Below are 26144 nucleotides of genomic sequence, written 5' to 3'. Positions count from 1 at the left end.
CTGCGTCCTCCTTCCCGACCATTGGTTTCATTATTAAACCACTCGACTCGAGTATGGCTGCGTGTGGCCTTGCGTATGACCCTGCGTGTGGCTGCGCATGGGCCTTCGCGCAGCAGATTTGTGTGTATGGTACCTCTATAGTGGTTGCAAAATAAAACCATTGGGATGTTCGGGGGCTGCCTGGACTGGAGGCGCGAACGATGACAGAGCTCATAGGTGATGGTCCGCTGCCCGGAGGCCGTCTGTCGGGGGAGGTCCAGGGGCCACCGGACGACGGACACCGGGCGGCCGGCTCGGCGGCTCTGCTGACCGCCATGTGTCTCGGCCTGCTGCTGTCGATGTTCAACGCGACAGTGGTCAACGTGATGCTGCCCACCATGCGCGGGGCACTTCACGTCTCCGAGACCGGTCTGCAGTGGGTTGCCGCCCTCTTCACGCTCTGCAACGCCGCGCTGCTCCTGGCCGGCGGCGCGCTCGGTGAGCTGATCGGCAAGCGGATGACCTTCCTGAGCGGGGTCGCGGTGTTCACCGTCGGCTCGGCAGCCTGCGCCGCAGCGCCGACCCTCGGTGTACTGCTCGCCGCTCGTACCGTCCAGGCCATCGGCGTGGCGGTGATGACGCCCCAGACCCTGTCGATCCTGGTGACCGAGTACACGGACCGGACGCGCCGGGCGCGCGCGGTCGGGATCTGGGCCGGTATGGCCAGCCTCGGGCTCGCCGCGGGTCCCGTGGTCGGCGGCGTGGTCATCGACGTGGGCAGCTGGCGGGGCGGCTTCATGGTGAGCGCTGTCCTCGGCGCGGTCACTCTCGTACTCGGCTTCCGCGTCATCTCCCGCGCCCGCTACGGCCGGCCCGTCCAGGCACCGAGACCCGACTTCGCGGGGGCGGCGTTGTCGGTGCTGGCGCTGGCATCGCTCGTGTTCGGTCTCATCGAGTCCGCGACGCTGGGCTGGACCTCGCCCTTCATCGTCGGCGCCTTCGCCCTCGCGGCGTCGGCCACCGCCGCGTTCATCCTCACGCAGCGCGCGGCGAGCCGCCGCGGCCGCTCGCCGCTCATGCCGCTGGAACTATGGCGCAGCCGCGGTTTCGTCGGCGCGAACACGGCCGGGCTGGCCTATTTCTTCGCACTGTTCGGAATCCTCTACTTCTGCAGCGTCTACTTGCAGCAGTACAGGGGTTTCTCGACGCTGGAAGCGGGCCTGACGTTCCTGCCGATGACGATCGTCATGGCATCGGTCGGCCCGGTCAGCGGACGGCTGTCCGCCCGGTTCACCACGACATCACTCACGGTCGCCGGGCTTCTCGTGGCCGCGACGGGATCCATGTCGCTGGCTCTGCTGGCGGCGGGCGGGGTCGTCGGCGTGGTGTGCAGCCTCGCCGTCTTCGGTCTCGGTGCCGGTCTGATGAGTTCGCCGATGAGCAACATGGCGGTCTCCAGTGCGGCCGCGCGTCACAGTGGTGCCGCGTCCGCGACCCATAACGCGTTCCGGCAGATCGGCAGCACCCTCGGCGTCGCCGCGCTGGGCACCCTGGTCGCGGCCGGACACCATGCGGCAGGTGACACGAAGGCGGCGTTCAGCACCGGACTCAGCCACGCCATGGTGGCCGTCGCCGTCGTTCTCGTCGTCTGCGCGATCGCCGTCGCCGTGCTCGGAAGGCGTCGGTACGGCGCCACGCCCGAGGCTCTTCGGTGGGAGCGGCGGCGTTGATGACGAGGGCCCGCGAGGCCGCGACGTGGGCGTCGAAGCGTCCCGGCCGCCGTCGGCCGTCCGGCCGCTACCTGGAAAGGTCGTGAACGAGTGACCCGTCTGCTGACCCGGAGCGACCTGCGGACCGTGCTGGAGCCGGCGCCTTGCCTCGCCGCGCTGCGCGACGGCTTCCGCGCCGCCGTCGACTCCCCGGTGGCCGGCAGGCGGATACGCACCGACCTTCCGTTTCCCGGAACGGCCACGGCCCTGATCCCTGGTGTGCTGCCTGGCATCGAGGCGTACACCGTGAAGGTCAACGCCAAGTTCCCGGGAGCCCGACCGGCCCTGCGCGGAGTGATCTGCCTTCACAGCGGCCACGACGGTGAACTGCTCGCACTGATGGACTCCGCCACCGTCACCGCATGGCGTACAGGACTGGCCGCGGCCCTGGGAACCCACCTGCTGGCCGGCCCCGCGCCCGCGGAAGGCCCGGTGCTCGGAGTGATCGGCGCGGGCGCGCAGGCCGAGCTCATGGTGCGGGGCCTGAGTACCCTGCGACGCCGTCGCGAGCTCGTGGTCCACGACCTGGATCCGGACCGCGCCGACGCCTTCGCCTCACGCCACGGCGGCCGCCTCCTGACGTCCGCCACGGAGGTCGCCGCCGCAGCCGACATCGTCCTGCTCGCCACCTGGTCACGCTCACCGTTGCTCCGGCTCGCGGACACGCGGCCGGGGCAGCACGTCACGAGCCTGGGAGCCGACGAACCCGGCAAACAGGAACTCTCCGCCGACCTGCTGGAATCCGCACTCCTCGTCGTCGACGACCGGGAACTCGCCGCGGCCATGGGCGCCCTTGCGGCCGCCGGCCTTCCGGCCTCGGCCGCCGAGACCACACTCGGCGAGATTCTGCGCGGTGACCATCCCGGACGTACCGGCGCGACCGCCCGCTCCGTCTACGCACCGGTCGGACTTCCCTGGCAAGACCTCGCGGTGGCCTGGATCGCCTACCGGCAGGCAGAACGGCAGGACATCGGACAGAAGATCGACCTGCTCTCCTGACGCCCACGCGATCACACGCGGTACGCGGGAGGGGCCGCGGACGGCACGGGCACGACGTTCACGCCCGCCATGTCCAGGGCACGGTGGACGGCCGCGCCACCGCCGTCCGGTTCGCCGTCGGCATGCCGGTGCGCGCCGCGCTGATCGTCGTGACCCTGGTCGACGCCGACCGCGCGGGCAGCGCCGACGGCGAGGACGAGGTGCCGGTGCCGGCGATCGCCCGCTGACGCACCGGGACCCGTCATCCGGTGTGGGAAAGCTACGGGGCGACGGCACTGCCGGGGCAGTCCTGCTGCTCCCGGCGGTCGATCCGCTCGCTGATCTTCTCGGCGGCGGTGCGCAGACTGTCCAGCACGGCGGGGTCGAGAACGTCGAAGACGAGGTCGCGGACCCGGGCCACGTGTCCAGGGGCGGCCTCGACGAGATGGGCGTGGCCGGCTTCGGTCAGGATCGCGTGCGTGTAGCGGCCGTTGGTGGGGTCGGGCTCGCGGCGGACGAAACCCCGGCGTTCCAGCCTGCTGATCAGGTGCGAGAGCCGGGACAGTTCGGAGTTGGCGAGGACGGCCAGGTCGCTCATGCGCATGCGGTGTCCCGGCTGGTCGGACAGCCCGGCGAGCACGTAGTACTCGACGTAACGCAGGCCCGCGTCCTGCTGCAGCTGCGTCTCCAGGGCAGTGGGCAGCCTGTGCAGCATCAGGCTGAAGGTCCGCCATGTCTCCAGCTCCACGGGGGTCAGCCAGCGGTGCTGATCGTTCGGGTGCGGAGGCTGTTCAGGCATGTCCCGAGTCTATCCGGCGTGAACGTTCATGCGTCGAGGCTCACACTTGAATCTTCATGCGTGCCGCTCTAGGGTGGGACATGAAAGTTCAAGCGAAAGGGAGTCCTGCGTGACTGCCGAGGGTTTCCCCCAGGGCGAGTACGTCATCGACCCGTCCCGTTCCAGCATCGATTTCTCCGCCAGGCACCTGTTCGGCCTGGGTGGTGTCCGCGGCAGCTTCGCGCTGCGCTCGGGGGCCGTCTCCATCGCAGAGCCCGCCACCGACTCCCACGTGGGGGCCGTCGCCGATGCGACCAGCTTCAGCAGCGGCAGCGCGGCGCGCGACCGGAAGGTGCTGTCGCGGACGTTCCTGGACACCGACAGCCACCCGGACATCACCTTCACCTCCACTGGCGCCCGTCGCGACGCCAACGGCACGTGGCGGCTGGACGGCCTCCTCACGGCCCGCGGCGTCCGGGCGCCGGTCGTGTTCACCGTGACGCGCGCCCAGATGCTCGACGAGGAACTCGAGTTGACGGCCACGGCGACAGTGGACCGATACGCGCACCACATCACCGCCATGAAAGGCATGGCAGGCCGGTACCTGTGGCTCAGCGCCACGATCCGCGCCCGCCGCGCAACCGCCGGCCCGGCCTCGGACCGGCCGGCCCATCAAGGAGAAGACCCCATGAGTGACCTGAAGATCGCCGTCATCCTCGGCAGCACCCGGCCCGGCCGCAACGGGAAGGCCGTCGCGGACTGGGTGGTGGACCGGTCCGGTGCCCGCGCCGGTGTCGAGTACGAGCTGGTCGACCTCGCCGACTACCCGCTGCCCCACCTGGACGAGGCGATGCCGCCCGCCATGGGTCAGTACCAGGGTGAGCACACGAAGACCTGGGCGGCGAAGATCGCCGAGTTCGACGGGTACATCTTCGTGACCCCCGAGTACAACCACTCCACCTCCGGCGTGCTCAAGAACGCGATCGACTACCTGTACGGCGAGTGGAACAACAAGGCCGCCGCCTTCGTCTCCTACGGTTCTCTCGGCGGCGCACGGGCCATCGAGCACCTGCGGGCCGTGGCCAGCGAACTGCAGCTGGCCCATGTGCGTCAGCAGCTGTCCTTCTCGCTGTTCACCGACTTCGAGAACTTCTCCGTCTTCAAGCCGGGCGAGCAGCACGACGCTTCCGCGACCGCCCTGTTCGACCAGCTGGAGTCCTGGGCCCGCGCCCTCAAGACGGTCCGGGTCTGACACCGGGCCTGACATGGAGTCTGACACGCCGCCCCTCGCAAGAAGAGCGACCGGCGACGCGTCGGGCGTCGGGAAGTCCCTCCACCTGAGGTGAGTCCCGGAACGGGCTGCGGCCGGGTTCCGGGGCCGCGCACCCCCGGCCGGGTGGGGTTCCTCCCGAGTGGAGAGGCACCCCACCCAATCGTGCTGCCCTTGGGGCCGTCTCCAACTCCCGCCCCACAACGGGGCGGGTGCGGAAGGAACATGCGTTGACAGAGCAGTTGCGGCTGATGGCGGTCCATGCCCACCCGGACGACGAGTCCAGCAAGGGTGCCGCCAGCATGGCGAGGTACCTCGCCCAGGGCGTGGATGTGCTGGTGGTCACCTGTACCGGGGGAGAACGCGGTTCCGTTCTCAACCCGCGGCTCCAGGGCGACCCGGAGATCGAGGCCGACATCCAGGAGGTGCGGCGCAAGGAGATGGACGCCGCGCGGGAGATCCTCGGCATCAAGCAGGCCTGGCTGGGCTTTGTCGACTCCGGTCTGCCGGAGGGCGATCCGCTGCCTCCGTTGCCCGAGGGCTGCTTCGCGCTGGTGCCGGTGGAGAAGGCGGCCGAACCGCTGGTCCGGCTGATCCGGGAGTTCCGGCCGCACGTGATCACCACGTACGACGAGAACGGCGGATACCCGCACCCCGACCACATCATGACCCACATGATCACGATGGCCGCCTTCGACGCGGCCGGAAACCCCGGCGCCCAGCCGGAGTCCGGCGCGCCCTGGCAGCCGCTGAAGGTGTACTACAACCACGGCCTCTCGATGGCCCGGATCCGCGCCCTCGATGCCTACCTGGTGGAGCACGGCCACGAGTCCCCCTACACGGAGTGGATCGCCGACTGGGACCAGGAGGGCCGCACGGATCGCGAGTTCACCACCCGGGTGGAGTGCGCCGACTGGTTCGAGGTGCGCGACCGGGCGCTGCGCGCCCACGCCACCCAGATCGACCCGGACGGCCCGTGGTTCCGGGTGCCGCTCGACGCCCAGCGCGAGATCTGGCCGACGGAGGAGTACGAGCTGGCCCGCTCGCTGGTCCCCACCTCGCTCCCCGAGGTCGACCTGTTCGCCGGCATCACCGCCGACGTCACCGCCGACGTCACCGCCGGCATCACCGTCTGACCCCGCCCTGGCCGACTCCGACCACCGCAACCGTCCGACGTGGACCCGGGATCCGGGCCCCGCCCCGCGGCCTGCGCCGGAGCGACCCCGACGCACGCCGCCCGCCGCGGCCCGAACTCGACGGGCCCACGTGTCACCTTCGCCAGAACAGGTGGTGCGTCACGCCGCTCGGGCTGGGCACGACCTCCAGGTGGAACCGGTCGAGCAGCTCGTCGGGGGACTCCCAGAGCCGGAGCCCGGGCCCGAGCTTCACCGGCGAGACCGCCACGTGCATGGTGTCGACGAGGTCGGCATCAAGGAACTGCCGGATGGTGGTGACCCCGCCGCCGAGCCGGACGTCCTTGCCCTGTGCCGCTTCACGCGCCGATCCGAGGACGGTGGCCGGGTCGTCGTCGACGAAGTGGAACGTCGTGTCGGAGAGCGTGAACGACGGACGGCTGTGGTGGGTCATGACGAAAACCGGCGTGCGGAACGGGGGCTCCTCCCCCCACCAGCCGCGCCACTCATGGTCCTGCCAGGGCCCGCGCTGCGGCCCGAACTTGTTGCGCCCCATGATCTCGGCACCGATGTTGTGTGCGAAGTCCCGGGTGAAATAGTCGTCGAGGCCCCGGCTCCCCCCTGGATCCGTGCGCATGGGCCAGCTCGCCGTGGCTCCGGCCCAGGCGAACAGCCTCTCGGGACGGTCGTAGCCGAACGGTCTCTCGAGACTCTGGTGCTCACCGGCAGCGACTCCGTCGCTCGAGACGTTGAAGTTCATGACTCTCAGCAGTTGATCCATGTGTTTCCTCGTCCGGTCCCGTCCCGTCACCGTGTGGCGAAGTGCCGCACATCATGACGTCGAACGGGACGCGGCCGGATCGACAGCGGCCCTCAACCTTTCTCACAAGGTCCCCGCCCTCCCGCCGGCCACTCACGGCGGCGCGCGGCGGGATCGGTGAGGATTCCGCCGCGCGCCGTCATCCGCCGAGCGGAGTCACTGCGGGGTGGTGTCTAGCCCTCGTAGCCCTTGGCGTAGTCGAGGGCGGCCTCGCGGCCGTGGGGGACGTCGGCGTAGCCGTAGTTCTCCTCGGGCTGCTCGCCGTAGGAGGGCTTGCCGTGATCCATCTCGTGTCCGTGCTGGGGCTTCTCGCCGTGGTGGGGCTTCTCGCCGTGGTGGGGCTTGTGGCCGTGGTGGGGCTTGTGGCCGTGGTGCGGGCGGTGCGGCTTGTTGTCGTGGTGCGGCTTTTCGGGCTTGCCGCCGTGTCCGGACCCGCCGGTGGTGTTGCCGCCGACGGTGTTTCCGGCGGTGCCGTTCCCGGCCGTGTTGCCCTGCGTGTTCCCGGAGGTGGTGTTCCCGGCGGTGTTGCCCGCGGTGTTCCCGGAGGTGTTCCCGGCGATGTTGCCCGAGGTGTCACCACTCGTGACGCCGACGACGGGTCCGCCCAGGAGGCCGCCACTGACCAGGCCACCCGTGACCAGACCACCCGTGACCAGGCCGCCGCTGGTGGTCGTGCCCGTGGTGGTGCCGGTTGTCGTGCCGACGGTGGTACCAGTGGTCGTACCGGTCGTCGTGCCCGTGGTGGTACCGGTCGTCGTGCCGCCGGTGGTGGCGGTCGCGCAGTTGTTGAGGAAGATCCTGTTGCTGTCGAGGGTCACGGCGCCGTTGCGGGCCAGGGCCCGGCCCTCGATGTTCGTCCCCGTGGTCACGCTGATCGAGGTGAGGGCCATCAAGGTGCCCACGAACGTGGAGTTGGTGCCGAGGGTGGCCGAACTCCCGATCTGCCAGTACACGTTGCAGGCCGAAGCGCCGTTCGTCAGCAGCACGCGGCTGGACGATGCCGTCGTGAGGGCTTCGGGGATCTGGAAGACCCAGACGGCGTTCGGGTTACCTCCGGCGTCCAGGATCAGGTCGCCGGTGAGTCCGACGCCGGACGTGGCGGTGTAGACACCGGGAATCAGGGTGGTGCCCGTGGTGATGGCCGCCGGCAGCGCGAAGTCCGTGGCCTGGCCGGCCGCCTGGTTGTAGGCCGTCACCAGGTCGGACTTGGCCTGCAGTGCGACGGCGTCGGCGGCGTGCACCGCGCCGAGCACCAGGCCGGGCGGGAATCCGGTGATGGCCGGGTTCGGGCTCGTGCCGAGGTCGTGGCTGAGCACCGACGGGCCGGTGTTCATGACGCCCTGACCGGCCAGGACGGAGAAACTCGCCGCGGTGGCCAGCGGCACGGGGGTGGCGATGGCCATCGCCTGTGTCGGGGTCAGGGCGACCATCGTGGCGGCAACCGTCGCGGCGAGAGCCGAGGCCAGCAAGCCGGACAAATTGCGGCCGCGAGCCGCGTGGGGGAACTTCAGCTTCATCTAGGGGCCATTTTCTGTGGGGGCCGTGGCGTACCGGGCCCTACCGATCGCCCGGGAAGCCATGTTGCTGGTGTGGCATATTACGCAGGAAAATCAGCCCGGAAGCTATGGAGAGGGTAAGGGAAGTGTTTACCCTTCGGATGGCGCAATGAGCAGTTGAAGAATTCACCTTCTCACTTCCGATCATCCGACATTCTTCCTGAGTGCATGCCCCTGATCGTGCTCCAGGGGAACGCCGAACAATTCGCGTCAAATTGATCCTGTGCATGATCCACCGGGGATTGCGGGACAATGTCCAGCTCGCGGCCGGGAATTGAAACGAAGGTGCAGCGAGCGCGCGGCGTCAGATGCGGCGCTTTCGCAAGGTGGAGGTCTTTTCATATCGGGCGTATTCGGATGACCCGATGTCGCGCCCTTTCACGGGCCCGAGCAGGCAGGTTCCGTCACTGCCGAGGCCTCTGAGTGCGAGTACTCCTGAATATCGGGGCCCTGGAGGGAGCGTCGGATCTCCAGGGCCCCGACGGGCGGGAGCCATGCGAATCACGATATAGCTCGGGCGCCGCGACGACTCGCACCGTGGGCGGGAGTGTCATCTGTGGCACTCCGGCACCATCTATCGCACAGCGCGAAGGGGGCATGCACCCTGGAAGAGGGGCATCGGTGCAAAAAGCAGGCGAAGGGAAACGCATATGTGTGCCACGCTCCCGCGGCGAAGGCGTAGCGGCACCGAGCCGAGGACCGCCCGCAGCGCCCTCAAGCTGCGATTCCTTCTCGCGCTGACCTTTACGCCGTTGTTCGCCGCGGCCACCCTCGGGTTCGCCCTCTGGGCTTCTCGCGCGCACTCCGGAGACACCGTCGGCCCCACCACCCTGGCCGTCCTGGCCGCGCTCTTCGGGCTGCTCACCGCGATTGCCGCGATCGACCTGTGGGTCGTCGTACGCCGACGCCGCACCAACGGGTGAGCCAGGGGGCCCGGAGCCGGCGCCGCACCCACGGGTCCTGCGTGGCGCCCGTGGAGAGCGCCACGCAGGTGCAGTCGACGTCTCGGGTCACGTCGACCTGGAGTGTTCGATCGTTCGGCTGCCGGGGCCCCGAGGTCCGGGCCGTGCGCGACGCGTCAGCGGTCGTAGCGTCCTTGAGGCATGGTGCGACCGTCGTCGGCGTGGCTGTCGGTGCCGTGGCCGGTGCGGTAGTGCGTGAAGGCGGCGGCGAGGGCGATCAGGGTGGCTACGGCGCCGGCGATCAGGTTGCTGGTGATGGACCGGGTGTGGGCGACGTCGCCGGCGACGACCCAGGGGGCCACACAGGTCCAGATGCCGATGACGGCGGCGGCCCAGGCCATGGAGTGGGTGCGCTCGTAGGAACTGCCGAGGCCTCCCAGGAGCAGCATGTAGGCGATGCCGGCGATCAGGTTGGTGACGGCGAGCTGGGTGGCACCGAGGAAGCCGCATATCCAAGGGGACGCGGCGATGTACAGGCCGGCGAGGAGGGCCAGGGCCTCGATCATCTGGGCGCGTGGGGTGGTGGCGGCGCGGTCGTGCCGGGCGCGCAGGCCCATCAGGTCGGGGTGCTCTTCGATAGGTGCGCGGTGGGTTGACGCCATGATGGCCTCCGAGGAGAGATGTCTGTCCACTACCTACCTATAAAGGGTACATAAATACTTATAAGACGCACTGATGTGCTAAACGGTGCGGTCGGGGCCCGGGCGGGGCAGCAACTCCGGGGCACATCCTTGCCTGGTCGTGCCGTGGAGCCGCTATCCGGCTCACGCGCGGCCAGGCCGTGCCCTGTCGGTCACCCGATTGCCGTATGCAGAGCGCGCCCTTCGACGCCGATGTTGCGGTGATGCAGGCACAACCCTCAGCGCTGGGGGGCCGCCGTTCACCTGGCGCACGCGACTCCTCCAGCCCGGCCGTCGGACCCGCCGAGACGGACACCCCATGGGGCCCGGCCATGGACGAAAACCATTACCTGTTCCGCGTCGTCGAGGAACTGTGCACCCGCGGGCTGCTCGCGTCGGTCCACGTGTACCCGCCGACCGCTTCGTGACGGACCCTGGCCCGCGCATACCTCGCCGGTGTTTCTCCGCGGCGTTGTTCCGGGGGACAGGGGAGAGCGTCGGTGTGTGCGGCTCGTCGCGCCGCCGGTGCCCTCGGTGCCGACGGTGCCGACGGCTCGGTGCCCTCGGCGGCAGCGCTCCTATTCGGCGCGGTGCGCCTTGTGCCTGTCGATGTGCAGGTGCGCCCGGGTAGGCAGGTGGGCCAACCCCGTGGACTGGCGTGCGTGTGCCACTGGGCCGTGACACAGCGCCTGCAGGACGGGGGCGGGAAGTCCGTGATCCGTCAGCGTGAGGGCCACGTGGAGCCGTGGGTCGGACGCCCGTCCGGTGAGGTGGGCGCTGGCCTGTTTGACGTCGGGCAGAGCACGCGCTTCGGAAGTGATGGCATCGCTCAGGGCACGGCCGCGCAAGTCGACGCTTTCGGGCGGGGGTGTCCCGCCCAGATGGACGGCGCCGGGGCGGTGGCGCAGCTGCGCCAGAAGCCACATGAGGGCCAGGACAACCGCCAGAACCAGGACGGCGATGACGGCGGGCCACCACCACCAGCCCTGGTCGCTCCAGCGGATGCGGTCGGCGTTGCTGACCAGGACGTCGTGAGGCGTGGCCACGGGCCACCCGGCGGGCGGGATCACGTCGAGCCGGCGATAGAGGTCGAAACCGGCGAAGAGGATCAGCAGGCCGCCTCCCAGCAGCACGAGGCCGCAAAGAGCCAACAGCAGACGGTTGAGAGTGGATCGACCGGTCATGGCGGGCTCCCGGGCCTGTCAGTGGGTGTGGTGGCGTAGGCGGATCGTCAGCCGCGGGGTGTGCGCCAGGGCGAGCTGACGGCACTGCTCCTGCAGGGCCCGGGTGAGGTCGCTGCGGACGGTCGCGGTGTCGCGGAAGCGGACCTCCGCGCGGGTGATGACGCGGCGGCGTCCGACGCGGACCGCGGCACGGCTGATGCCGGGGACCCGCATCGCGGCGTCGCGCAGGAGCAGGGCGGCGCCCTTGCGGTCCAGCCAGGCCCCTGTCTCCGTGGACTCCTCGGGTGCCCGCAGCGGCAGGAGTCGGCGCAGTCCGGGCGTGAGGGCGAGGATGAGGAGCCACAAGCCGAGAACGACGGCGACGGCGCCCGTGGCCAGCAGCCAGGGGTCGTCGACCGGGCGGGTGGTCACCTCCTCGGCGATGCGGGTGCGCCATGCCTCCGCGCGGTGCCCGGCGCGCACAGCGATCACGTCGTACAGGACCGCTCCGATGGCGCAGAACGCCACCAGCGCGACCAGGGCGGCCGGGATGCGGCGTGCCGACCACAGGCGCGGTGATCTCGCCCCCCGTTCCTCGTGCCTCGGAGGCTCGGTCGCGGGGGCGCGGATGTCGGGCCGGTCCGTTTCGGTCGCCTGCTCGGTCGAGGCGGCCCGGTGTGAGAGTGCCATGGTGTCCGCCCTCCGTCGTCGGTCGGTGGTGTCGCGCCGGCCTCGGTCGCGGCCGGTGCTGTGCAGGGTGCGGGTGGCTCGGGCAGTGGCGTCAGCGGACGCGTCCTGGCTGCCCCGCGACGACCAGACGCCGCACCGTCAGCATCACCTCGCTGATGTTCAGGCCGGTCAGCTGGGCCACCTTCTCGGTGACCTCGCGTTGCAGTTGCCGGCAGGTGGCGGTGATGTCCGTGGGATAGGGGAGGTCCACGGACAGCGCCAGTCGTGCGGTTCCGTCGTGCGTGGTCGCGCGGGCGCCGGGTGCGCCCAGATCCGTAGGCGGCTGCCGCGGACCGGTGATCCGCCGCAGTGCTGTGCCGGCCGCTCTCGCGGCGATGCGGGCCACGACCCGGTCAGGTATCACCGTCGCGCCGCGTTCCGCGGGCGGCGGGGGGCTGTGTGCGTCGTTGGCATGCCCGTCGCTCGGGCGCTCGGTCGATTCGTCGGTGCCGGCGGCGGGGCTCACCGTTGCCGCCGGGTGAATATGTCGGCGTCGCCCTGCAGGATGAGACCTAGGACCAGGCCCACCGCGCCCAGGACCGCCACGAGGAGGAAGGCCCAGAAGCCGCCGAAGTATCCGGCGAATCCCAGTGCCATTCCGGCCGCCAGACCCACTGTTGCTGTGTTCATCGCTCACTCACCTGTCCTCGGGGTGTTCCGGTACCTCGGGCGCGCGTCGTCCCCGTGGGAGCGGAGCGCCGACCGCGAACGGGACTCATTGGACGCGGCCCTCCGCAGGCTCTTCGTCGTCTTCGTCGGGCAGGTTCACGTCGTCGACGACGAGGTTGACCTCGACGACCTCGAGCCCCGTCATGCGTTCCACGGCGGAGATGACGTTGACGCGTACTTCCGCCGCCACATCGACGATGGCGAAGCCGTACTCGACGACGACGTCGATGTCCAGAGCGGCCTGGCGTTCTCCTACCTCGACCTTCACACCGCGGCTGACGCCGCCGGTCCCGCCACCTGGGACGCGCTCGCGTACGGCTCCGATGGCACGGGTCATGCCCGCGCCGAGCTTGTGGATACCGGGAACCTCGCGGGCGGCCGTCCCCGCGATCTTGGCCACGACGCCGTCGGCGATGGTGGTCCTGCCCCGCGTCTCGGGGGAGGTGCCGGCACCGGTCGGCCCCTTCAGCATGGTCGCGGGTTCGGTCGGGCCGTCCCGTCCGGGGGAGGGACGGTCGGTGGTGTCCGTCATGACAGTCACCTCGATCACTCGATGCGGGCTCCGGCGTTGGCGCCCGTCACAGGATTCGACACACCTGGGCGGCGAATCGTCACACATTTCCGCGAAACGACATCAGGTATCTCAAGCCGGGCACACGTAACAGGGCAGGGAGGAGGTGCGGTCGTGCGACACAGCGCCAACCCTTCCCCGCCTCGGACGGCCCGCCGCGGCCCCACTCCCGGAGCCCCTCTCTGCGACGGACTGCTCACCGCACCGGACGGACTGCTCACCGCACCGGACGGACTGCTGGCGACGCGCGCCGGTGAGGGCGACGAGGAAGCCTTCAGCATCCTCATGCGGCGCCACAGCCGCCCCCTGCTCGCACTGGCCCTGCACACCCTGGGCAACCTCCCGGACGCCGAGGACGCGGTCCAGGACGCGTTCATCAGCGCCTGGAGGCGCCTTCCCGAATTCCGTCACGCCTGCGCGTTCAGCACCTGGATGTACCGCATCACGGTCAACCGCTGTCTGAACTCCCTGCGCCGTCGGCCGGCACCGGTACCGTTGAATGCGGTGGCCGAACCCGCCGCCGCTGCGGACAGCTCGCCGGCGCAGGCAGCTGAGGAGGACGCCCTCGCCGACGCCCTGGCCGACGCACTCGGCGCTCTCGACCCCAGTCAGCGGGTCTGCTGGATCCTGCGGGAACTGCACGGCCTGCCCTACGAACAGATCGCCCAGGTGACCGGCACCACCGAGCAGACGGTCCGCGGAAGGCTGTACCGGGCACGCCGATCCCTGAAGGAGATGATGGGCCCGTGGCGCTAGACGACCGACCCGCGAGGCCTCCGCCCCCCGACCGTCCGCACCTGCCGTCCGGCGGCCTGCCCCCGGACGAGATCCGCCGCCAGGAAGAGGCGGCCGGCACCCTCCCGGCCGCCGGCGATCACGTCGCCGCCGGCCCCTGCTGTCGCGACACCTTCGAAGACCCGGCACTGGACACGGCTACGGAGATCCTGCAGAACCGGGAACCGCCCAGCACGCAGTGGCTCATCTCCCGCGTCATGACCATCGTCCGCGGCCAGGTGTGGCCAGGGCCGACGCTGCCCTTGGACGATCCCACGCGCACCCTGCACATAGTCGAGCGCGCCGCGTCCGCCGTGCTGCGGCGCGCGGCGGACGAGGTGCCCGGCGTCACGGCCGTCAGTTGCCGCCTCGCCCGATCCGACCACCTCACGGGCGTTCGGGTGAGCATGACCCTGACCGCCGGGATGAACCGCCCGCTGCCTGAGACGGCCGGACTGGTGCGCCGCTCAGTGGTGGACATCTCCGGCCATGACCTGGGTTTGGCGGTGACCGCCGTCGACATCACGGTGATCGAGGCTCACACCTCCGGGTAGCCGTCCCCACCGCGTCGGACCAGGTGGCATCCCACTGACCGAGTGGCGCCTCCGCCCCACGCCCTCGGCGCTCCGTCCTCCGCGCTCTGTCCTCCGCGCTCCGTCCTCCGTCCGATCGCCCGCGCTCCGTCCTCCGTCCGATCGCCGCGGCGGCCCCGCCCTCGCGTTCCGCCCGATGCGTGCGCCCGTCTGCTCTGCTCAAGGTGCGCTATGCCTGAGATTGATCAGACTTGTATGCATGGCAGAAGAACGTCGGCCGCGCGCCGGGAAATCCTCGACGACAGCCGCTCGCCGCCCACCACCCGTGCGAGGGGCAGGCCAAGCCGCACAGGCTGCCTGCCGGAGCCTGGAGGGGCTGATCGGACATCCCACGGAGGGCGTGTCGGCGGTGAAGCGCGTCGATGACGGCTGGTGTGTCGTCGTGGACGTCCTTGAGCTGCCCCGGATTCCGGACACGACGAGCCTTCTCGCCTCGTACGAGGTCCAGCTCGACCAGGACGGCGAACTCTTGGAGTACTGCAGGGTCCGCCGCTATCGGCGGGGGTCCGCCGATGAGTGACCCAGGTTTGCCGACGATCGGAAGGACGCCTCATGCCTGCGACCACCTACTCCGATGAGGTAGTGGCGTGCCCGCCGCGCGCCGGCACGTTGTACGACGTGCTGGAACTCATCCTCGATCGGGGCATGGTGATCGACGTGTTCGTCCGGGTCTCCCTGGTCGGCATCGAGATCCTCAAGATCGACGCGCGCATCGTCATCGCGAGCGTGGACACCTACCTGCGGTTCGCCGAGGCGTGCAACCGGCTGGACCTGGAACGGGACTCCGGCAGCACCACCGTTCCCGAGCTGCTCAGCGGCAGTGCCGCCAAGTCCATCGGAAAGCGCAAGGTCCGCAAGGCCGCGGAGAGCGTGGGGGACACCGTACGCAAGGCGGTCGGAGGCCGCAGCGACGACTCGAACGACCGTGACGAGGACGACGACGAGGACGAGCAGCAGGAACGACCGAGGAAGCGACGTCCTCCTGCCCGGAGCCGTACGAGTCGACGTCCGGTGGAGGCCTGAGTCGTGGCAACCGACGGGGTGTACGTGTACGCGGTCGTCCGGGCGGGGAATCCGTTGCCGACAGGCGCAAACGGTGTGGGCAGCCCCGCCGCCCCGCTGCGAACGGTCCGCCAGGGCAGGGTCGCCGCTGTCGTCAGCGAGGCACCCCCGAACCTTCGCGCCAGACGACGCGACCTTCTGGCTCACCAGGAACTGTTGCTGCGCCTCTCGGACCAAGGCCCGGTCCTGCCCATGCGATTCGGGATGGTGGCACCGGACGAGGAGCTGGTGCGCGGTCAACTGGCGGCCCGCGAGGCGGAGCACCTGGCTGTGCTGGACCTCCTCGCCGACGGGGTCGAGGTCAACGTGAAGGCATTCCCGGCACAGAACGCGCTGGGAAGCCTCGTCGCGGAGGACAAACGCGTCCGGCGGCTGCGGGACGAGGCACGCCGAAGGCCCGGTTACGAAGCCAACGTCCGATTGGGCGAGGCCGTCGCGACCGCTCTGGACGGCAGGGCCGCCGAAGCGGGCCGGCGGGTACTGCGCGAACTCACGCCCAAGGCGCGCGCCGTGGCCACCGGACCGGAAGTCCAAGGATGCGTGCTCAACGTGTCGTTCCTCGTCGATCGGGCGGACAGCGACGACTTCCGAGGCGCGGCAGAGCGATTCGCCGAAGCACACCGCGACCGCGTCGAGTTGCGTCTCGCGGGCCCGCTGCCCTGCTACAGCTTTGTCTCCGCCGAAGGCACCTCTGTGCGGACGGCGGGAGTCTGACATGGGTCTGATCACCGGAATTCTCACACTCCCCATCGCACCGGTCCGCGGCGTCGTCTGGGTGGCGGAAAAGCTCAACGACGCAGCCGACCGTGAGTTGCACGACCCAGGGGTGCTCCGCGCCCAGCTGGCTCTGCTGAACCGGGAACTCGAAGACGGGGACATCAGCTTGGAGGAGTTCGAACGAGAAGAGGAACGACTGCTCGATCGGCTGTATGCCACACGGGTCGCTCCCGCACCGAATGATCGAAGGGGACACGCTCATGGATGAGAAGGAAAAAGTCACGCTCGCAGCCGCTGTGGTGGGCGGCTATGTGCTGGGCCGAACCAAGAAGGGCCGCCTGGCTCTGTCCATCGCGACCTATCTGGCGGGCCGGCGATTCGGCCTCGAGCCTCGCCAGCTCGCAGCCGAGGGCATGCGGAGGCTGGGGGAGATTCCCCAGTTCGCCGATTTGCAGGAGCAGTTGCGGGGCGAAGTCCTCCAAGCGGGACGTAAGGCAGTGGCAGCCGCTGCCGACCGGGGGATGAGCACGCTTGCCGACGCCATCAGCGACCGTACGGCGCGGCTCGGTGAGGGCGCGGGCGAGGACGAGGAGGAAGAGGAGGAGTACGCGCCGGAGGACGAGGACGCCGAGTACGAGGAAGAGGAAGAGGAAGAGCCGGAGGCCGAGGAGGAAGAGGAAGAGGAGGAGGAAGAGGGAGAGCCGGAGGCGGAGTACGAGGACGAGGAAGAAGAGGACGAGGAAGAAGAGGGCGAGGAAGAAGAGGGCGAGCCGGAGGCCGGGGAGGAAGAGGAAGAAGAAGAGGAAGAGCCGGAAGAGGCACGGCCGCAGCCGCGACGCGGCCCATCCCGATCGGCACGGTCCCGCAGGGCATCCGCACCGGCGACGCCCAAGAAGTCCGCCCCCTCCCGTGCGGAGAAGAGGAGCCGGACGGCCAAGGCCGCGCCTCGGAAGGCCGCGCCGGCCAAGAAGGCGGCGGCGAAGAAGTCGGCCCCGGCGAAGAAGGCCGCGCCGGCGAAGAAGGCCGCGCAGGCCAAGAAGTCCGCACCGGCCAAGAAGACCGCGGCCAAGAAGTCCGCACCGGCGAAGAAGTCCGCGCCCAGGGGCGCAACGGCGAAGAAGTCCGCACCCGCCAAGAAGACCGCGGCCAAGAAGACGACGTCGTCGAAGCGAGCGGGATCCAAGCGCGCCGATCGTCGGAGGTAGCCAGCCATGACCAAGACGGAGAAAGATCAACCCGCCGAGGAAACCTCGGGTATGGACCGGATCCGCGAGGAGCTGTCCAAGTTCCTCTCCGCTCAGGTGGAGAATCTCGCCGAGAAGGCGGGGGAAAAACTGACGGACGTCACCGGAAAGCTTTCCGAAGCGTCCGAGTCCGGCTCACTTCCCGCGATCGGGTCGCGCATCCTGCAGGGTGACTCCCCGCTGAAGGCCTTCGTCTCGGAAAAGGCCAAGGGCGTCAAGGACAACGTCGTAGGGAAGGTCAAGGACGCGTTCGGCGGGGGGAAGGGTAAACGCAAGTCCAGCGGCGGCAAGGTCATGAACATCATCGAGGTCCTCGATGTCGGCGTGCCGCTGCGCGATGCTTACGACTACTGGACGCAGTACGACCAGTTCAGCAGCTTCGCGAAGGGCGTTCGCGACGTGTCGAAGAGCGACGAGGTCGGGAGCGACTGGAAGGTCAAAGTCGGTCCGTCCTCGCGCAGTTTCAAAGCGACTGTTCAGGAACAGATTCCCGACGACCGCATTGTCTGGACCTCCGAAGGAGCGAAGGGCACCACTCGCGGCGCGGTCAGTTTCCATGAACTGGCACCTACCCTGACCCGAATCGTCCTGGTCGTGGAGTACTACCCGTCCGGGTTCTTCGAGAAGACCGGCAATCTGTGGCGGGCCCAAGGGCGCCGTATGCGACTGGACTTCAAGAACTTCCAGCGGTACGTCAGCCTCACCAACGAGGAGCCCGAAGGCTGGCGCGGTGAAATCCGCGACGGTGAAGTCGTCGTGTCCCACGAGGACGCCATGGAGGAAGAGGAGGCCGAGCAGGAGGAGACGGAGGGCGAGGAGGCCGAGGGCGAGGACGAGGAGCCCGAGGGCGAGGAAGGCGCCGACTCCGCCTACGAGGACGAAGCCGAGGACGCCTACGAGGACGAACCCGAGGACGAAGAGGAGGACGAGGAGGAGGAAGAGGGAGCGGAGGACGAAGAAGGCGAAGGCGCGTACGAGGACGAAGAAGAGGAGGACGGCGAGGAGGACGAGGACACGTCCGCCTCCAAGAAGCGACGAGGGCAGAGGCGGCGCCGTGACTGACGTCGACTTCCGTCAGAGGTCCTACCCCGTAGCCGGCCCGCAGACCACCAACCTTGCCGACATCCTCGAACGGGTTCTCGACAAAGGGATCGTGATCGCCGGGGATATCAAGATCGACCTCCTCGACATCGAGCTGCTCACCATCCGGATCCGCCTGTTCGTGGCCTCCGTGGACACCGCGAAGAAGGCCGGCATCGACTGGTGGGAAACCGATCCGGCACTCAGCTCGCGCGCTTCCCGCAGCGCCCTGCAGGACGAGAATCGCGCGTTGCGTGAGCGTCTGGAAGCGCTCGAGTCCAAGACGGAGGACGAATCGCCCGAGCGGTGACCCCGGAGCGACCGTCCCACCCCATCCACCGCATTCGCCGTATTCACCTCATCCGGCAAGGACCAAGGAGAACCGAGGAACATGACGGAGCGCGGCCCTGAGCATTCGGACGCCAACGCCACCTACGTGTTCGCCGTCTGCTGGAAACCGGAACCGTCGGCCCTCGTCGGGCTGCGCGGGGTCACCGACGAGGCACCCGTGAGCGTGCTGCCGCTGAAGACGTTGACAGCGATCGTCCAGACCGTCCGAGCCCGCGACTTCACCGACGAGGCCTGGCAGGCACGCCTGTCCGACCAGCGGGAACTCGAACGGTACGCACGCGCCCACCACGATGTGGTCAGCGCGGCTGCCGCCTGCTGCCCCACCGTTCCCCTGCCGATGGCCACGCTGTACCACGGTGAGCAGAGGGCGCGGGACGCGCTGACCGGCGAGGCCGACCGCTTTCACACGGCGCTCCAGCGCATTGCGCACCATGCCGAGTGGGGCGTGAAGGTGTACGCACCACCCTGCCCGCCGGACGATTCGACCCGCAGTGCCACGTCGGCAGGGCCCTCCCGTCCGGCACCCGGAGCCGGCCTCGCCTATCTGGAGCGCAAGCGCGGTGTACAGGAGCGTCGCGAGCGGAGCCAGGACGAGGCGCTGCGGGTCGCCGAATCGGTGGATGCCGAGGTCCGTCTCCTCGCCGCGGCGTCCCGCAGGTTGCGACCGCACGGTCCGCAGCTCTCCGGGGAACGGCGGATCCAGGTCCTCAACGCGACGTATCTGGTGGCGGAGCACCGCGCCGACGAACTCACCCTGCTGGCACAGTCGCTGCGCGAACGGACCGGGGTACAGATCGAGCTGTCGGGGCCGTGGGTGCCCTATTCATTCGTCGGCGAGGTGTAGACCGTGACACGCGATGTGGTGCCTTGGGACAACCCCGGGCCGCTGCAGGGCCCCATCGGGGTGCCTCTCGTCGACCTGCTGGACCGCGTCCTGGCCACCGGGGTGGTCATCAGCGGTGACCTGGTCATCGCCATCGCCGACGTTCCGTTGGTGCGAGTGTCGCTTCATGCCCTGTTGTCGTCCGTCAACGAACGGGTTCCCGCTCCCTGGGCGGACGGAGGCCCCCTGTGACGCGATCCCGAGTCGACCTCGACTCCGAGAAGATGGGGCGTGACCTCGTCGCCCTGGTGCTCACCGTGGTCGAGCTCCTCAGGCAGCTGATGGAGCGGCAGGCGATTCGCCGCGTCGAGCAGGGCGATCTCAGCGATGCGCAGGTGGACGAGATCGGGACCACTCTGATGCTGCTGGACCAGCGGATGACGGAACTCTGCGAGCAGTACGGAGTCCGGCCGGAGGATCTCAACCTCGACCTCGGGCCCCTCGGGACCCTTCTGCCACAGAGCTGACACGGCGGGCCTGTAGCGGGCGGTCGCGCGATTCGACGCAGGACCGGGTCGCTCAGGACGGAGGGCTGGGCGGGCACCGCTCGACCAGAGCGGGCCGAGAGTGGCGTGTGCGGAAGCTCCCGGGCGCCGCTGTCATGGTTGCGTCAGCGCTTGAAGGTGCCCTTGGAGCTTTCTTTCGCGCCCCGCATCATGCCTCGTGCTTCGAGGGCGGCACCTTTCGCCGCGAGGGTTTCCTTGTGTGCCGCGTGGGCCGCCCTGCGCACGGTCTTCCCGATGACCTGTTCGGCCTTTGCCTTTGCTTTTTCTCCGGCAGTCATCTCGGTACCTCCACGGAGTCTCACTGATCGTGTGCCCGCGAGGCAGGGAGCAAAACCACAACCGTCACAGGGGCCCAGCAGGTCCCTCCAGAAGCCTCCGCCGACGAGTCCGGCGGTCTCCACACGCCAAGCCGCAGGCCGGACGGCGCCGCGACGAGGACGGGGACGAGAAGGGGCCATGGCCCTTCCATCCACGACTCCTCGGACACGACTGCCCGGGTGAACCTCCGCCTCACCCGGGTGTGCCCCTGTACCGCGGTCACCCGACGGGGTAACGGCGTGCTGTGGACTTCATGGGGCCCGTCTTCCTGACAGACAGGACCGCCTCGCCATTGGCTCGAACGATCGGAACTCTGTGAGCGCCAAGAACACCAAGAACGCCAAGAACGCCAAGAAGAAGAATCCCGTGACGGCGGTTACCGACAAGATCCAGAAAGTCGTCCATCCCGGTAACGAGATCCCGGGCGCGCCGGGCCCGGTGCCGCCACCCGTCGACGAGCCGACCGAGCCGGTCGAGCCGCTGCCACCCAAGCCCGACCAGCACGGCCCGGACACGTACAGCCCCACAGGACAGGCGACGGGCGTCCCTCAGGACGAGGTCGCGCAGGGCGGTGAGTACCTGACCACGGCTCAAGGGACGCGACTGTACGAGACCGACCACTCGCTGAAGGCCGGCCCGCGGGGTCCGGTACTGCTGCAGGACCACCACCTGCGCGAGAAGATCACCCATTTCGACCACGAGCGGATCCCGGAGCGGGTGGTGCACGCCCGCGGCGCCGCCGCCCACGGTGTTTTCCAGGGGTACGGCACCGCTGGGCGGATCACCAAGGCCGCGTTCCTGGGCAAGGACGTGGAGACACCGGTCTTCGTGCGCTTCTCCACCGTGCTGGGCTCGCGCGGGTCCGCCGACACGGTGCGTGACACCCGGGGCTTCGCGACGAAGTTCTATACCACCGAGGGCGTCTTCGACCTGGTCGGCAACAACATCCCGGTGTTCTTCATCCAGGACGCGATCAAGTTCCCCGACGTCATCCACGCCGGCAAGCCGCACCCGGATCGGGAGATCCCACAGGCACAGAGCGCGCACGACACGTTCTGGGACTTCGTCACCCTGCACACGGAGGCGACCCACCACACCCTGTGGAACATGTCGGACCGCGGCATCCCGCGCTCGTACCGGATGATGGAGGGCTTCGGCGTCCACACCTTCCGGTTCGTGAACGCCAAGGGTGCGACGACGCTGGTGAAGTTCCACTGGAAGCCGAAGCTCGGTGTGCATTCCCTGGTGTGGGAGGAGGCACAGATCACCGCCGGCGTGGACCCCGACTTCCACCGCCGGGACCTGGCGGACGCGATCGAGTCCGGCGCCCACCCTCAGTGGGAACTGGGCGTCCAGACCTTCCCCGACACCGACGACCAGATGTTCGAGGGCATCGACCTGCTGGACGCGACCAAGATCGTGCCGGAGGAGCTGGCCCCCGTCCAGCCGATCGGCCTGCTCACGCTCAACGCGAACCCCTCGAACTTCTTCGCCGAGACCGAGCAGGTCGCCTTCCATCTCGGCCACCTGGTCCCCGGCATCGACGTCACCGACGACCCGCTGTTCCAGGGTCGGCTGTTCTCCTACCTCGACACCCAGATCAGCCGGCTCGGCGGACCCAACTTCGGTCAGTTGCCGATCAACCGCACCCACGCCCCGGTCAACGACATGCTGCGCGACGGCATGCACCAGACCGCCGTCCATCGCGGGGTCGCCCCCTACCGGCCCAACTCCCTGGACGGCGGCTGCCCCTTCCTCGCCGGCGACGACACCGGCGCCTACATCGAGGTCCCCGAGCAGGTACCCGCCGCCCGCAAGGTCCGCGACGCGTCCGCCTCCTTCGACGACCACTACAGCCAGCCCCGGCAGTTCTGGCTGAGCATGACGCCCACCGAGCGCGAGCACATCGTCGCCGCCTACAGCTTCGAGCTGAACAAGTGCTGGGAGACGGCGATCAAGGAACGGGCCCTGAAGGTCCTCGCCAACATCGACGCCGAACTGTGCGCGCAGGTCGCCACCGGGCTGGGCCTGCCCGCCCCCGCGCCCACCGAGACACTGGCGGACCCCGCTCCCAGCCCCGCACTCTCCCAGCTCGGCGGTACCTGGCCGCTGGACGGCCGCATCGTCGGCATCGTCACCGCCGCCGACCAGGACCTGACCGGCGTACGGTCGGTGCGGCAGGCGGTTCTGGACGCGGGCATGGTCCCGCTGGTGATCGCCCCGACCGGCGGCGTGCTCGACACCGACGGTGAGCCCGTCACCGTACAGCGCACGTTCGCCACCGCCCGTTCCACCGAGTTCGACGCCATCCTCGTGGCCGGGGCGCCCGCCCCGGGCGCCGACGCCTACGGCGCCCGCGACGCCAAGGTGGACGACGACATCGCGGCGGCTGCGGGCATCGACCCGCGCGTGCTCCTCATGCTCACCGAGGCATTCCGCCACGGCAAGGCACTCGGTGCCTGGGCCGGGGGAGTGGACGTGTTGGAAGCCACCGGCATCGTCCCCGACGCTCCCGGTGTGGTGACCGCCGACAGCGCCGATGCGACGGTGCAAGGCGTCGCCGACCTGCTGGCCGGCCACCGCGCATGGGACCGCTTCACCCCGTCGGTCTGATTCCCGGCCCCCGCGGATCCCGCCCGCGCCGGGCAGGAGCCGCGGGGCCGCCGACGTGTCCCACCCGCCACCCCGCAGTCGCCCGGCACCGGGCCGGACGCGGGATGAAGCTGTGAAGCTGATGGCCACCGCATCCGCGGATGCGCCGCGGGCGGCCGACCCCGAGTGTCAACGGGCCGCCGCACCCGTCCTACGTGCCCGCGCGAAGAACGGCAGCGGTGTCACGGGTAGCCGTACGTGGCAGGTGAGAGGGGCGTTGAGTGCTCGGTGGTTCATGCGCCGGACTCGACGTCAGGGGATTCGATGTACTGCTTGAAGCTCTTGAGGTCGCCGGTGACTCGCCGCCTGACGAAGCCGAGCCTGTCGCCGAGGGTCTCGCTGAAGCCGGTGGGTTCGTAGTCCAGCCGGAGCGTGACCTTGGACTTGACGTCGTCCAGGTGATCGAAGGTGACGAGGCCGGCCCACTGCGCCTCACCGCCGACGGTCGTCCAGGCAACGCGCTCGTCGGGGATCTGCTCGGTGATCTCGGCATCGAATTCCCGCTCGACCCCGGCGACCCTCGTCTTCCAGTGGGTGAGGGTGTCGTTGACCCGAGTGACCCTCTCAACGCCTTCCATGAAGTGAGGGAACGTCTCGAACCGCGTCCACTGGGTGTAGGCGGTACGGAGGGGAACGTCGACCTCGATGGACTTTTCGACCTGCGACACGTGACGACCCTTCTCCTCGCATGGCCACACCGGCGGGAACCAGGTGCTGGGGACGGTTTCATGAATGCCCCTCGCCCCGATGCCGAGCACATCGGCGCAGTTCATGCCCCTCGAACGGATGCCTGGACTACGTACGGGAACGGTGCGTGACGACAACGGGCCGACGCGGGAGCACACGCTTCCGCCGGTGAAGGGAGCGAGATGTAGCGGTGTGTGACACTTTGGATCCAGGCCTGGTCTGTCGCTACCCCCTTCGTGGCGGACCAGGCCTCATCGCGTACCGGCGGTCGGCGTGTTCGCCGCTGTCGAGGGTGAGCGCCGGGTGGCCCGGTCGGTGGGGCGAAGGGCATGGGCGCGCAGTGCGATGCCGCCGAGCACCTCGCTGCCCGGGCCGAGGACCTGAAGGACCCGTCTGGTGGCGACCGTCGACGAGGGCACGATTCGTGCTGCGGCCGGCCGATCGATAGGGTGCCGGGTCACGACCGCACCCGTTGGATCCCTCGGGCCGGTCAGGGCTCTGCCGCAGTGTGTGGCACCTCCACGGCTGCCTTGCCGACCCTGCCTGCCCGGACCCTGGGACACGGGGGCGCGATCTTCACGGCGGGGCAGCCGGGCCCGGCCGACGGTCAGGAGGAACGAGTGGCACAGATCATCGCCGAGGTCTCACGGACGTTCAACGAGTTTCTGCTCCTGCCCAACCGGACCCGGACCGACTGCTCGCCCGCGACGGTCGAGCTGCACACGCCTCTGGCGCGGCACATCGCGGGCGAGCCGTCGGCGATCGAACTGCACTCCCCGTTCACGTCCGCGATCATGCAGGCTGTGAGTACTCCGGAACTCGCGATCGCGCTCGCCCGCAACGGCGGTCTGAGCTTTCTGCACCACAACCAGTCGATCCAGGACCAGGTCGCCGCGGTCCGCCAGGTGAAGAACTTCAAGGCCGGATTCGTCACCAGCGATACGAACGTCCGGCCTGACGACACCCTGGGTCTCCTGGTCGACGTCATGCGACGCACAGGTCACAGCACCGCCGCGGTCACCCACGACGGGACCGCCACCGGACGCCTGCTCGGCCTGGTGACCTCCCGCGACTTCCATCCGCAACGCCACGACCTGGCCGAACCGGTCAGCGAGCGGATGACCGCCATCGCCGGCCTGCCCCATGCCGGGCCTGACGCCACGCTCTCCGAGGCCAACGCCCGGCTGTGGGACGAGCGGCTGGACTGCCTCCCCGTGCTGGACGGCGAGGGCAACCTGCAGTATCTGGTGTTCCGGTCCGACTACGCGGACAACAAGCGATTCCCGAACCAGGTCGTGGACGCCGCCAAGCGCCTGCGCGTGGGCGCGGGCGTCAACACCCATGATTACCAGGAGCGGATCCCGGCCCTGGTGGAGGCGGGCGCGGACGCGTTGTGCTTCGACTCGTCCGACGGCTACAGCGACTGGCAGGCACAGGCGCTGACTTGGGTGAAGAAGCACTATCCCGAGATCCCGGTCGGCGGAGGCAACGTGGTCGACGGGGAGGCGTTCACCTTCCTCGCCGAGGCGGGCGCGGACTTCGTCAAGGTCGGTGTGGGCGGCGGTTCCATCTGCATCACTCGTGACCAGAAGGGCATCGGCCGCGGCCAGGCCAGCGCTGTGCTGGACGTCGCGAGGGCCCGCGATGCCTTCCGCGAGCGCACCGGTGAGTATGTGCCGATCTGCTCCGACGGCGGCCTGGTCCACGACTACCACGTGGCCCTGGCGCTCGCGATGGGGGCCGACTTCGTCATGATGGGGCGCTACTTCGCGCGCTTCGACCAAGCGGCCGGCGCGAAACTGCCCACCCGCGACGGCTTCGTGAAGGAGTACTGGGGTGAGGGCTCGAACCGCGCCCGGAACTGGCAGCGCTACGGGCAGGGCGGTCAGGGGCTGGTCTTCGAGGAAGGCGTGGACGGCTACGTCCCCTACGCGGGCGACCTCGACGAAGGGCTCGCCCTGACGGTCGCCAAGCTCAGGACCACGATGGTCTCCTGCGGTTCCGCCAACCTGCCGGAGTTCCGGTCCACGGCCCGGCTGACGCTCGTCTCGGACCAGAGCTTCCAGGAGAGCCACGCCAACGTCACCCTGCGGGACGCCCCGACGACGGCCTCCTGACAGGTCGTCGAGGCCCGACGAGGACCACTGTCCCACCACCTGATCGACGTTCCCGAGTACCCGCCGGCGGTGCGCCCGTCGATCATTCGCCGGGCGCCCGGCGGCGGGTACTTGGCCGCCGTGGCTGCCTCGTCGCGGCGACCTGCGCGCCGAGGCAGGTGCG

At 69.3% G+C, this 26144-nt stretch carries 31 protein-coding genes and 1 pseudogene; 21 read left to right on the top strand and 11 right to left on the bottom strand.

From position 1 onward, the window contains the following. Positions 1–200: 200 nt before the first annotated feature. The 3 genes from OG199_RS11005 to OG199_RS10995 all read left to right on the top strand — a co-directional run bounded on the left by OG199_RS11005 (position 201) and on the right by OG199_RS10995 (position 2974). Positions 201–1709 carry an MFS transporter gene (locus tag OG199_RS11005; protein ID WP_405829277.1) on the top strand — a complete coding sequence of 503 codons (1509 nt, stop codon included), beginning with the start codon at positions 201–203 and terminating at the stop codon, positions 1707–1709. Between the two features lie 90 nt (positions 1710–1799). Further along, positions 1800–2747 (top strand): ornithine cyclodeaminase family protein, encoded by a 948-nt coding sequence (locus OG199_RS11000; protein WP_401800920.1) that lies wholly within the window; start codon positions 1800–1802, stop codon positions 2745–2747. Between the two features lie 83 nt (positions 2748–2830). Next, positions 2831–2974, top strand: coding sequence for a hypothetical protein (locus OG199_RS10995; protein ID WP_401800917.1), 144 nt, complete (start codon positions 2831–2833; stop codon positions 2972–2974). 32 nt (positions 2975–3006) lie between these two features. On the opposite strand, the gene OG199_RS10990 is transcribed toward OG199_RS10995, so the two are convergent. Beyond that, positions 3007–3525 (bottom strand): MarR family transcriptional regulator, encoded by a 519-nt coding sequence (locus OG199_RS10990; protein WP_356805418.1) that lies wholly within the window; start codon positions 3523–3525, stop codon positions 3007–3009. A gap of 28 nt (positions 3526–3553) precedes the next feature. On the opposite strand from OG199_RS10990, the pseudogene OG199_RS10985 reads away from it, so the two are divergent. The 3 genes and pseudogenes from OG199_RS10985 to mca all read left to right on the top strand — a co-directional run. After that, positions 3554–4072: pseudogene (locus OG199_RS10985) on the top strand (YceI family protein); the annotation flags it as partial. Positions 4073–4192: 120 nt separating this feature from the next. After that, positions 4193–4756 carry an NADPH-dependent FMN reductase gene (locus tag OG199_RS10980; protein WP_401801637.1) on the top strand — a complete coding sequence of 188 codons (564 nt, stop codon included), beginning with the start codon at positions 4193–4195 and terminating at the stop codon, positions 4754–4756. Positions 4757–5004: 248 nt separating this feature from the next. Beyond that, complete coding sequence (gene mca, locus OG199_RS10975) at positions 5005–5910, top strand: mycothiol conjugate amidase Mca (protein WP_405829276.1); 906 nt, start codon at positions 5005–5007, stop codon at positions 5908–5910. 133 nt (positions 5911–6043) lie between these two features. On the opposite strand, the gene OG199_RS10970 is transcribed toward mca, so the two are convergent. Next, complete coding sequence (locus OG199_RS10970; RefSeq protein WP_405829274.1) at positions 6044–6688, bottom strand: dihydrofolate reductase family protein; 645 nt, start codon at positions 6686–6688, stop codon at positions 6044–6046. 212 nt (positions 6689–6900) lie between these two features. Further along, a complete protein-coding gene (locus tag OG199_RS10965) occupies positions 6901–8244 on the bottom strand; it encodes an ice-binding family protein (protein WP_405829273.1) in 1344 nt (447 codons plus the stop codon). Between the two features lie 689 nt (positions 8245–8933). On the opposite strand from OG199_RS10965, the gene OG199_RS10960 reads away from it, so the two are divergent. Continuing rightward, entirely contained in the window at positions 8934–9206 is a 273-nt protein-coding gene (locus tag OG199_RS10960) for a DUF6343 family protein (protein WP_356809861.1), read from the top strand. 155 nt (positions 9207–9361) lie between these two features. Here OG199_RS10960 and OG199_RS10955 read toward each other — a convergent pair whose 3' ends face one another. The 6 genes from OG199_RS10955 to OG199_RS10930 all read right to left on the bottom strand — a co-directional run bounded on the left by OG199_RS10955 (position 9362) and on the right by OG199_RS10930 (position 12958). Further along, complete coding sequence (locus OG199_RS10955) at positions 9362–9847, bottom strand: SPW repeat protein (protein ID WP_405829272.1); 486 nt, start codon at positions 9845–9847, stop codon at positions 9362–9364. Positions 9848–10443: 596 nt separating this feature from the next. Continuing rightward, a complete protein-coding gene (locus OG199_RS10950) occupies positions 10444–11049 on the bottom strand; it encodes an alkaline shock response membrane anchor protein AmaP (RefSeq protein ID WP_356809679.1) in 606 nt (201 codons plus the stop codon). Positions 11050–11067: 18 nt separating this feature from the next. Further along, positions 11068–11718 (bottom strand): DUF6286 domain-containing protein, encoded by a 651-nt coding sequence (locus OG199_RS10945; RefSeq protein ID WP_405829270.1) that lies wholly within the window; start codon positions 11716–11718, stop codon positions 11068–11070. A gap of 91 nt (positions 11719–11809) precedes the next feature. Then, the gene (locus OG199_RS10940; protein WP_405829268.1) at positions 11810–12121 is read right to left on the bottom strand and encodes a hypothetical protein; all 312 of its coding nucleotides are present in this window, start codon (positions 12119–12121) and stop codon (positions 11810–11812) included. 98 nt (positions 12122–12219) lie between these two features. Then, complete coding sequence (locus OG199_RS10935) at positions 12220–12387, bottom strand: hypothetical protein (protein ID WP_266703028.1); 168 nt, start codon at positions 12385–12387, stop codon at positions 12220–12222. Between the two features lie 85 nt (positions 12388–12472). Beyond that, positions 12473–12958, bottom strand: coding sequence for an Asp23/Gls24 family envelope stress response protein (locus OG199_RS10930; RefSeq protein ID WP_356806963.1), 486 nt, complete (start codon positions 12956–12958; stop codon positions 12473–12475). 153 nt (positions 12959–13111) lie between these two features. Between OG199_RS10930 and OG199_RS10925 the strand changes: the two genes are divergently transcribed. The 12 genes from OG199_RS10925 to OG199_RS10870 all read left to right on the top strand — a co-directional run bounded on the left by OG199_RS10925 (position 13112) and on the right by OG199_RS10870 (position 20168). Continuing rightward, positions 13112–13753 carry an RNA polymerase sigma factor gene (locus OG199_RS10925; RefSeq protein WP_405829265.1) on the top strand — a complete coding sequence of 214 codons (642 nt, stop codon included), beginning with the start codon at positions 13112–13114 and terminating at the stop codon, positions 13751–13753. Further along, positions 13744–14325 carry an Asp23/Gls24 family envelope stress response protein gene (locus OG199_RS10920; protein ID WP_356806961.1) on the top strand — a complete coding sequence of 194 codons (582 nt, stop codon included), beginning with the start codon at positions 13744–13746 and terminating at the stop codon, positions 14323–14325. Before OG199_RS10925 ends, OG199_RS10920 begins: the two co-directional genes overlap by 10 nt. Positions 14326–14563: 238 nt before the next feature. Next, a complete protein-coding gene (locus OG199_RS10915) occupies positions 14564–14884 on the top strand; it encodes a gas vesicle protein (RefSeq protein WP_356806960.1) in 321 nt (106 codons plus the stop codon). Between the two features lie 32 nt (positions 14885–14916). Then, positions 14917–15387, top strand: coding sequence for a gas vesicle protein GvpJ (gene gvpJ, locus OG199_RS10910; protein ID WP_401805710.1), 471 nt, complete (start codon positions 14917–14919; stop codon positions 15385–15387). A gap of 3 nt (positions 15388–15390) precedes the next feature. Then, positions 15391–16140: a GvpL/GvpF family gas vesicle protein gene (locus OG199_RS10905; RefSeq protein WP_356806957.1), complete on the top strand. Its 750-nt coding sequence runs from the start codon at positions 15391–15393 to the stop codon at positions 16138–16140. Between the two features lies 1 nt (position 16141). After that, on the top strand, positions 16142–16411 hold the full coding sequence (locus tag OG199_RS10900) for a gas vesicle protein GvpG (RefSeq protein WP_356806955.1): 270 nt from the start codon (positions 16142–16144) through the stop codon (positions 16409–16411). Beyond that, the gene (locus tag OG199_RS10895; RefSeq protein WP_401806061.1) at positions 16404–17348 is read left to right on the top strand and encodes a histone protein; all 945 of its coding nucleotides are present in this window, start codon (positions 16404–16406) and stop codon (positions 17346–17348) included. The genes OG199_RS10900 and OG199_RS10895 overlap by 8 nt, the downstream gene beginning before the upstream one ends. A gap of 6 nt (positions 17349–17354) precedes the next feature. Beyond that, positions 17355–18449, top strand: a complete 1095-nt coding sequence (locus OG199_RS10890; RefSeq protein WP_356806951.1) for an SRPBCC family protein — start codon at positions 17355–17357, stop codon at positions 18447–18449. After that, the gene (locus tag OG199_RS10885) at positions 18442–18777 is read left to right on the top strand and encodes a gas vesicle protein (RefSeq protein WP_401805712.1); all 336 of its coding nucleotides are present in this window, start codon (positions 18442–18444) and stop codon (positions 18775–18777) included. Before OG199_RS10890 ends, OG199_RS10885 begins: the two co-directional genes overlap by 8 nt. Positions 18778–18858: 81 nt before the next feature. Next, positions 18859–19662: a GvpL/GvpF family gas vesicle protein gene (locus OG199_RS10880; protein ID WP_405829262.1), complete on the top strand. Its 804-nt coding sequence runs from the start codon at positions 18859–18861 to the stop codon at positions 19660–19662. Positions 19663–19665: 3 nt separating this feature from the next. After that, positions 19666–19893: a gas vesicle protein gene (locus OG199_RS10875; RefSeq protein ID WP_266703050.1), complete on the top strand. Its 228-nt coding sequence runs from the start codon at positions 19666–19668 to the stop codon at positions 19891–19893. Continuing rightward, positions 19890–20168: a gas vesicle protein K gene (locus OG199_RS10870; protein WP_266703052.1), complete on the top strand. Its 279-nt coding sequence runs from the start codon at positions 19890–19892 to the stop codon at positions 20166–20168. The genes OG199_RS10875 and OG199_RS10870 overlap by 4 nt, the downstream gene beginning before the upstream one ends. Positions 20169–20311: 143 nt before the next feature. On the opposite strand, the gene OG199_RS10865 is transcribed toward OG199_RS10870, so the two are convergent. Further along, a complete protein-coding gene (locus OG199_RS10865; protein WP_356806946.1) occupies positions 20312–20485 on the bottom strand; it encodes a hypothetical protein in 174 nt (57 codons plus the stop codon). 406 nt (positions 20486–20891) lie between these two features. Here OG199_RS10865 and OG199_RS10860 point away from each other — a divergent pair, with 406 nt between their 5' ends. Beyond that, on the top strand, positions 20892–23138 hold the full coding sequence (locus tag OG199_RS10860; RefSeq protein ID WP_405834496.1) for a catalase: 2247 nt from the start codon (positions 20892–20894) through the stop codon (positions 23136–23138). 272 nt (positions 23139–23410) lie between these two features. Here OG199_RS10860 and OG199_RS10855 read toward each other — a convergent pair whose 3' ends face one another. Further along, entirely contained in the window at positions 23411–23845 is a 435-nt protein-coding gene (locus OG199_RS10855; RefSeq protein ID WP_405829260.1) for an SRPBCC family protein, read from the bottom strand. Positions 23846–24484: 639 nt separating this feature from the next. Here OG199_RS10855 and OG199_RS10850 point away from each other — a divergent pair. Next, on the top strand, positions 24485–25981 hold the full coding sequence (locus OG199_RS10850; RefSeq protein ID WP_405829258.1) for an IMP dehydrogenase: 1497 nt from the start codon (positions 24485–24487) through the stop codon (positions 25979–25981). Positions 25982–26144: the final 163 nt, after the last annotated feature.

Origin of the sequence: Streptomyces sp. NBC_01176 (assembly GCF_045039825.1) — a bacterium.
Taxonomy (GTDB): domain Bacteria; phylum Actinomycetota; class Actinomycetes; order Streptomycetales; family Streptomycetaceae; genus Streptomyces.
The sequence above is the reverse complement of the archived record's forward strand: the minus strand, read 5'-3'. Positions and strand labels throughout refer to the sequence as shown.